General features: G+C 62.1%; 2 protein-coding genes. One reads left to right on the top strand and one right to left on the bottom strand.

Features of this window, described 5'->3' with window-relative positions; genetic code table 11:
* Positions 1–586, bottom strand: a 586-nt coding sequence (locus NW818_RS05335) for an IS110 family transposase (RefSeq protein WP_414424013.1), incomplete at its 3' end; no start/stop codon positions are given.
* A gap of 278 nt (positions 587–864) precedes the next feature.
* On the opposite strand from NW818_RS05335, the gene NW818_RS05330 reads away from it, so the two are divergent.
* On the top strand, positions 865–1,173 hold the full coding sequence (locus NW818_RS05330) for a putative signal transducing protein (RefSeq protein WP_414424012.1): 309 nt from the start codon (positions 865–867) through the stop codon (positions 1,171–1,173).
* Positions 1,174–1,229 lie beyond the last annotated feature (56 nt).

The following is a 1,229-nucleotide window of genomic DNA, read 5'->3' as shown; positions in this document are numbered from 1 at the left end:
GCAGCTCCCGTTTCCGGCGCACCTCGTCGGTGCGCTCCGCCTCGTTGTCGAGTTCCTGCTCAAGCGCACGGGTCTCCTGATCCAGCCAATCAATATGCTTCTGGATGCCCGGGCGGAGGTTCGGCGCGGCAGCCGTCAACCGATTGATCTCAGCCGTCCGCATCTGAATCACCTGCTCCCGCCGGACCAGCAGGTCGCGCAAGGATGCGCGCTGCTCGTCCGTCGCTTGGTGGTGCGGCGGGCGCACCCGTTCGGCAAAGCGGGCGAGCAACCGGGCATCCAGGCGGTCGGTCTTCGCCTGGCGTCCTTCCGCGTGCGCCAGGGCGCGCACGCGGCGTGGCTGCACCCGCGCCGTCGGCAAGCCAGCCTGGAGCAGTTGGGCGAACACCATGCGCTCCAGCCCGCCGGTCGCCTCCAGCACAATCAGGGTCGGCTGCAGGCGCTGGAGTCGCGTGACCAGGAGCTGGACACCTTCGTCGGTATACGGTATCGTCTCGCGTGGCGCGTGCGGGTCGGCGCCAAACGCCACATCCAGCGTCTGTTTGGAGACATCAATGCCGATAAAGAGCGACTCACGGGAAGCCATACACAGAACCTCCTGAGGAAAACGGCGCCAGCCTTGCTAGCATATGCGGGTTTGAGGGCCCAGATAACTGTTCGGCTTGGTCGCGTTGAAGGACACGGCTACCCAACACTCCGCGGCGATCTCGTGAACCTGGCGCAGAACGGTATACCGTGTCCCGTTAGATTATACTAGAGGCGCAGTGGACGCAGAGAGCGATTGATGGAAACCTCTGCACCTTCGCGTCTCTTCGGTGCGTTTTTGCAGTGGGGTCATTTCATGTTTATTGTACAATAACGAATATGAGTGATTATGTGTTACGCTGGTTGCAGGTTATAAAGCGGGAGACGACCGCAGAGCGCAGTGGCGGCGATGGCGATGGCGTCGGTCCGGTGTGTATCGCCGAGGTCGAAGGATTGATCCGCGCGCAGATTATCCGCTCCTACCTGGAGGATGCCGGTATTCCGGCGCACCTTGCGGGTGAAGCGGTCGCTGGCGTCTATGGTCTGATCCAGGGACCGCTCAGTATGGTGAAGGTGTATGTTCCGGCAGCGCTGGCAACCGATGCGCGCGAACTGCTGGCGGATCTCGATTTCGACGATGAGCGTTAATCGCAAGCAGATGCTGGCGAGCGAACCATCATGCCGCGCCTGCCTGCCACACGGAA

The sequence above is a fragment of the Synechococcus sp. R6-5 genome (assembly GCF_047461775.1).
Lineage (GTDB): Bacteria > Cyanobacteriota > Cyanobacteriia > Thermostichales > Thermostichaceae > Thermostichus.
The sequence above is the reverse complement of the archived record's forward strand: the minus strand, read 5'-3'. Positions and strand labels throughout refer to the sequence as shown.

Bases quoted from the DNA above. Each gene is read 5' to 3' on its own strand.
- NW818_RS05330 (WP_414424012.1), top strand. From the start codon at position 865: ATGAGTGATTATGTGTTACGCTGGTTGCAGGTTATAAAGCGGGAGACG.